Genomic DNA, 5,455 nt, shown 5'->3' with positions numbered 1-5,455 from the left:
GCTATGGAATGGGACAGTTCGCGCCAGCAGTCGCCATCGACCGCCACGGTAAAGCGTGACTGATGACCGCTCTGCAACGACTTCTCGTCGTCGGGATAGCCCTGCTGGTGGTCCTGCCTTCGATGATGAGTGGCACATTCGCCCACCACGGCGAGACTCCGGTCTATTCCGTTAGTCAGGGCGGTGTCTGCTATACCGTCGAGGCACTCGGTGACGGGACAACACCCGTCGGTTCGTTCTACGACTACCGGAACAACGAGACCTCGCCGACTGGTATCTTCTCGTCGTACGGGACAGGCTACCTGCAGGAGAATCAGACGAGTAATCTGTTCTTCTATCACGGCTCGCAGGGTGTCAGTCTCGTCATTCTTCACGACAGACTCGGTGACAGTCCATCCGGCGGGACCGTGACGATGGCGTTCGATGGCCTTCCGTCGGGCGACGGCTGGGTCGTTCGAGACGACTACTACGGCAACGGGACGCAGGACGACGACTGGGTTGAAGAAAACTCGACAGCGAATATCGACTGGAAATGGGCACCTAACCGAACCGATGGGGGTGCCTACCGCGGGTTCGAGAACCTCGAGACGGGCGACAACGTCACGATTACGCCTGGCTTCAACGAACAGGCGGACCACTATGACGACTGGCGCTGGAGCACCGGCGACAACCAAATCACCGAGTTCCGACTTATCCACGCCAACGAGAGTACTGTCACCCTCGACATGGAGTCGGAACTCACGATTACCGCCGGTTCGTGCCAGGAGTCAACGCCGACACCAACTCCGACGCCAACGCCAACACCAACACCAACGCCAACACCAACACCAACGCCAACTCCGACTCCGACGCCGACCCCAACACCAACACCGACACCAACTCCGACGCCAACCTCGACACCAACACCGACTCCGACACCAACGCCAACGCCAACGCCGACACCAACTCCGACGCCGACCCCAACACCAACACCGACTCCGACGCCAACCCCAACGCCGACTCCAACACCGACCCCGACGCCGACCTCAACACCAACTCCAACACCAACTCCAACACCAACTCCAACACCAACGCCCGAGCCTACACCGACGCGTAGCTCAGGTGGCGGCGGTTCAAGCGGTGGGAGTTCAAGCAGTAGTAGCTCTAGCAGTGGGAGTTACAGTTCCCCGAAGCCGACAACCAAAGTTGAGACCACGAAGGTAACGGACACCCACGTTCGGTACACTGTGAGTGATGCCCAAGCCGAGACGCCAATCGAAGTCCGACTCCCCTCGTCGGTGACTGCCGAATCCAGTGTCGAAGTCACCCAGGTTACAGTCACGTTGTCCAGACCGGCATCCACGTTCACGATGGACGTGAAGGGATACACGGAGCGGCCTGAGGGCGTCGGGGCAGTCGCTCTCACCGACGACGTGCCGTTGTATCTGGAGATCGAGGGCGACGAGACGATGAACCGGTCTCTCGACGCGGCGACCGTGGACTTCTCCCTGACGAAAGACGACCTCAGTGCCCGCGGGACGACTCCAGAGAACGTCGCATTCTACCGATACCACAACGGAACGTGGGAACAACTCGATACGAAACTGAAAGAGACGAACACGCAGTCACAGTACCTGATGCAAGCGACATCACCGGGAACGTCCTACTTCGCGCTCGGAATCCAGCACCCCGTCGCGACCGTCTCGAACGTTACCACTGAACCGGGCATCGTGACCGGCGAGACAACCACCGTAACCGCCGACGTGACCAACACGGGCCACGTCGACGGTGTCGTCACGGTCAACCTAACCGTCGATGGTGAGATAGTCTCGAACCAGTCGGTGACACTCCAATCCGGAGACACGCAGTCCGTCACGTTCGACCACCAGTTCGATACGGCCGGGTCGCACACTGTGGCACTCAATGGGGAACGCGTCGACACCGTCGTACGTGAACAGTCTACCGCCGTGCTCACCGACCTAACGGTGGATGCATCGACCATCGGGCCGGGCGAGAGCGTCACGCTCATCGCGACCGTCACCAACACTGGCGAGGGTGAGGAGACGACGACGCTCACGTTCGAAGGGGTCGACAGCGTCACCGAGTCCAGAACGGTCACCGTTCCCGCTGGACAACGGGAAGTCGTTACGTTCGAACAGACTATCGAGTCACCCGGCGAGTACACCCTCAGGGTGAACGACCGAGTCGTCGACGTGACCGTCAAGGAGGGCAGTTCGAAGTTCGGAACCCCACCCACGGATAGCGCTGGTGAGAGCGACGCTGGAGCGACGGATGACCCCGGTTACAGTCTGCTGGTTGTGTTAGGGCTTGCGGTGGCATCTATCTCCCTCGCGGTCAGCTTCCGGCGGTTGGTGGAGAAGCGAAAATAGGCCACAGTTTGCAGCCGTTCTGTGGTTTTTGACGAGGGTGACACTCCTCGCAAACAGTATCTGTGAGCCTTTTGTTCGCTTGCTTCCACTGAGGAACGTACATCTCTTTCTGGAGACCGAGTCCATAGGCTACTGAGAGCACAGGCGTTCCTCGGACTTGCTAAGCCGAAGCTCAGATGAGACTACGGCCTTCGAACGTGGCGTCAGTATCAATCTCCATGAGATCGAGAATCGTCGGCGTGATGTTGTAGAGGTCGATATCGTCACTGACCGATACCTCGGGGTCGTCGATAAGCAGCGTCGCGTTATCGAACGAGTGCATGCCGTTGCGGGGGCCGACGCCGAACACGTCGTCGTGACCCTTGAAGCCGGATTTGAGGTCGAACCCGTGGTTCGGGATGATGACGAGGTCCGGGGCGAGATGGTCCTGTGCGCCGTGGAACCCCTCTTCTTTCGTGACGACGCGGTCGGCGACCTTCTTCCCGTTCGGGCCTTCGAGGGCTTCGAGTTCGGCCTTCAGCTCGGCGCGGACTTCCTCGTACTCGTCCTGGGGGACCGACCCGCGTGGGTCACGGCCTTCGAGGTTGATGAAGAAGCGACCGGGGATGAGCGAGTACGCCTTCGACTCCGCGGCAATATCGCCAAGCGAGTCGTGGTCCTCGCTCTGGTAGGTGAGCCAGCCGTTCTCTTCGAGCCACGTGTTACAGTGGACTTCGTAATCGAGCGAGGTGAAGCCGTGGTCGGAGGCGACGACGAGCGTCACGTCCTCGGGGAGCGAGTCGTGGAGGTCGCCGATGTACTCGTCGACCGTGCGGTAGAACTCGATGAACTCCTCGCTGTAGGTGCCGTCTTCGGCGTAATCCTTGAACAGGAAGTGGTTGACGCGGTCGGTCGTCATGAAGACGCCGAAAAAGAGGTCCCAGTCGTCCTGTTCGATATACCGTTTAAACGCTTCGTAGCGACGTTTGAGTGTCTGTTCGGCGTTCTCGACAAACCCCGACTTGTCGTCTTTATGACCGAGTTTTGCATCCGTGTCGATTCGGTAATTACCCTCGTTTAGGGTGTCCGCAAGCGACTGTGGATGGGCAGCCTTGTCGACGCTGGGCGAGAGGAACCCAGAGACCATGCGCTGGACGTCTCGCTGCGGTGGGAACGTCACGGGGACGTTCATCACGGTTGCCTTGCGGCCGGCGTCGGTGACGCGGTCCCAGACGCGGGTTGCTTCGACGTGGCTCCCCATCGGAACGTAGGCGTCGTAGCTTCCGGGCTCGCGGTCCTGGAAACCGAACACACCCGTTTCACCGGGGTTGACGCCGGTCGTGAGTGCGGGCCAGCAGGCGCTGGACTCCGGCGGCACGATTGAGTCAATCGGAGTGCCTGTTCCTTTCGACGCGATTCGGGTGAGGTTCGGGAAGACGTCCGGATTCTCGTCGATAAGCGAGTACGGTACACCGTCGATACCGAGGAAGGCGACGCGGGGGTCGTCACTCCCACCGGTGAGGCGATCAAATAATCCCATGTCGGACGTGTGATGAGTATTCGTTATGGGTCTTTCTCTTCTTGAGAGTCATTGTTACGGTGTCTCGATTCACGTATGTGGGTTTCAGAATGTGGTTGCGAAAGTATGAACGCTTGGGCCGGTTGTGACCATCTCGGTATGGTCTCAACTGTGTGGCCGGTATAATGGGTGTATGTATGTTATACTAATAGACGGCTATCTCACTGGTTGTTCTGTACGTACGTAGTCAGCTACGGTATGCCCTTAGGACTGCTGTAGGTCGAGAATCCACTCACACTTCCCGCACGGCGTCTTTCCGCTCTTTTTGGCTTCGCCGCGGGTCATCTCCACGAAGTGGCCTTCGCTGTGGCCGCCGCAGACGAGTTCGCCCTCGTCGTCGAGTTCGTGGTACGCGTAGCCGCCCGTGTATGCGCCGCTCGGGGTCGTAGCGACGGTTTCGGAATCGTCGCGAGTATCCTGTTCGGCGAGTTTTGCGCGCTGTTCGCTGGTTGGCTTCTGATCGATCTTCTCTCGCGTATCCATTCGCAGTACGTACTTGTCATCCCCGGCATATTTTGATTTCGGCCGTTTGAGATGTTCTTCACGGTTATTCATATCTGCCGTGATTGCCGATACCTTCATATCATTTCACGAGAGGGTCGAACGATTTCGGGACGCCCGAGAACCCCAAAGCTCGAACGGGTGTCGTTCTCAGGGAACCGTTTGTTTACGCAGAAAGTACGATTTGGCTATCCCAACGCCACGAGTACATCAGTCACTCCTAATCGCTCGTCTGTTGGCGGTCAGCACTGACGCCCTTGCAGGTGGTTCTTCGAGTGTAGCCGAGATACAAGAGGAACGCGGCGAGATTGATTAAGAACCCGACTGTGAATTCCATGGAGATCGCCTCGTACGGCGACACCGCGATTGGCTTCGGTTTGAGAACGACGAAGTACAGGTAGTCGATTTGTCTCTTGTACACGTACGTGATCATAAAGCCGGACACACCGGCCGCGGCAACGAGTACGGACGCCAGACGATGAACGCCCGCAGGAATTCCTTGTCGAGTCGCGTGAACATTGACGGCCCCGGCGAATAACAACCCCGAGAGAAGCCCAGCAGTGAGATAGAGGATATTAATACGCACGTGTGCTGTCAATAGAGTGGATTTTTATTAGTGTTCGGGCTGAACGGCCCCGCGTCGGTTCGGATGAGTGAGTAGATTTCGTATGCTTTCGAGCCGTCTGTGCTCTCGGAATCCGCTTGTGCTGTGTCGCGTACTCAGCGTTCAGCCCTTTTGCTAAACTCCTGATATCGGGGGCAAATTGGGTGTGAACGGTTCCTAAACAGATGAAGTGACGGGGGTGAGATGACCGCTCGGCGTCGCGCAGATGAACTGAGTACACTTCGTGTGCTTTTCGCTCAACTGCGACCGCTTCGAGTGGACGACCGAGCACACGAAACGTACTCCTAATCGTCTGTTCTTCCGGTAGTTGCTATCGTGCGCCTATCGTATCGTCCAGCTCGCGAGTCGTCTCAGTTTGCGTGCTCGCTCCCCCCACCACTTCATCTGTTCTTCGTACACGCG

5 protein-coding genes are annotated in these 5,455 nt (G+C 58.3%); 2 read left to right on the top strand and 3 right to left on the bottom strand.

What is annotated here, in order from left to right:
• Positions 1–757: 757 nt before the first annotated feature.
• Together QT222_RS07435 and QT222_RS07430 are read left to right on the top strand one after the other, a co-directional pair.
• A complete protein-coding gene (locus tag QT222_RS07435) occupies positions 758–1,096 on the top strand; it encodes a hypothetical protein (RefSeq protein WP_491476791.1) in 339 nt (112 codons plus the stop codon).
• A gap of 130 nt (positions 1,097–1,226) precedes the next feature.
• Positions 1,227–2,369: a CARDB domain-containing protein gene (locus QT222_RS07430; protein WP_491476790.1), complete on the top strand. Its 1,143-nt coding sequence runs from the start codon at positions 1,227–1,229 to the stop codon at positions 2,367–2,369.
• Between the two features lie 172 nt (positions 2,370–2,541).
• Here QT222_RS07430 and QT222_RS07425 read toward each other — a convergent pair whose 3' ends face one another.
• From QT222_RS07425 to QT222_RS07415, 3 genes are all read right to left on the bottom strand, one after another.
• Entirely contained in the window at positions 2,542–3,888 is a 1,347-nt protein-coding gene (locus QT222_RS07425) for an alkaline phosphatase family protein (protein WP_491476789.1), read from the bottom strand.
• Positions 3,889–4,131: 243 nt separating this feature from the next.
• Positions 4,132–4,410, bottom strand: a complete 279-nt coding sequence (locus QT222_RS07420) for a hypothetical protein (protein WP_014732442.1) — start codon at positions 4,408–4,410, stop codon at positions 4,132–4,134.
• Positions 4,411–4,648: 238 nt separating this feature from the next.
• The gene (locus QT222_RS07415; protein ID WP_491476788.1) at positions 4,649–5,014 is read right to left on the bottom strand and encodes a hypothetical protein; all 366 of its coding nucleotides are present in this window, start codon (positions 5,012–5,014) and stop codon (positions 4,649–4,651) included.
• Between the last annotated feature and the right edge of the window lie 441 nt (positions 5,015–5,455).

Source organism: Haloferax sp. s1 (assembly GCF_058382125.1).
Note: the sequence above shows the minus strand (reverse complement) of the source record. Positions and strands in the feature narration are given on the sequence as shown.

Bases quoted from the DNA above. Each gene is read 5' to 3' on its own strand.
- QT222_RS07425 (WP_491476789.1), bottom strand. From the start codon at position 3,888: ATGGGATTATTTGATCGCCTCACCGGTGGGAGTGACGACCCCCGCGTC.
- QT222_RS07420 (WP_014732442.1), bottom strand. From the start codon at position 4,410: ATGGATACGCGAGAGAAGATCGATCAGAAGCCAACCAGCGAACAGCGC.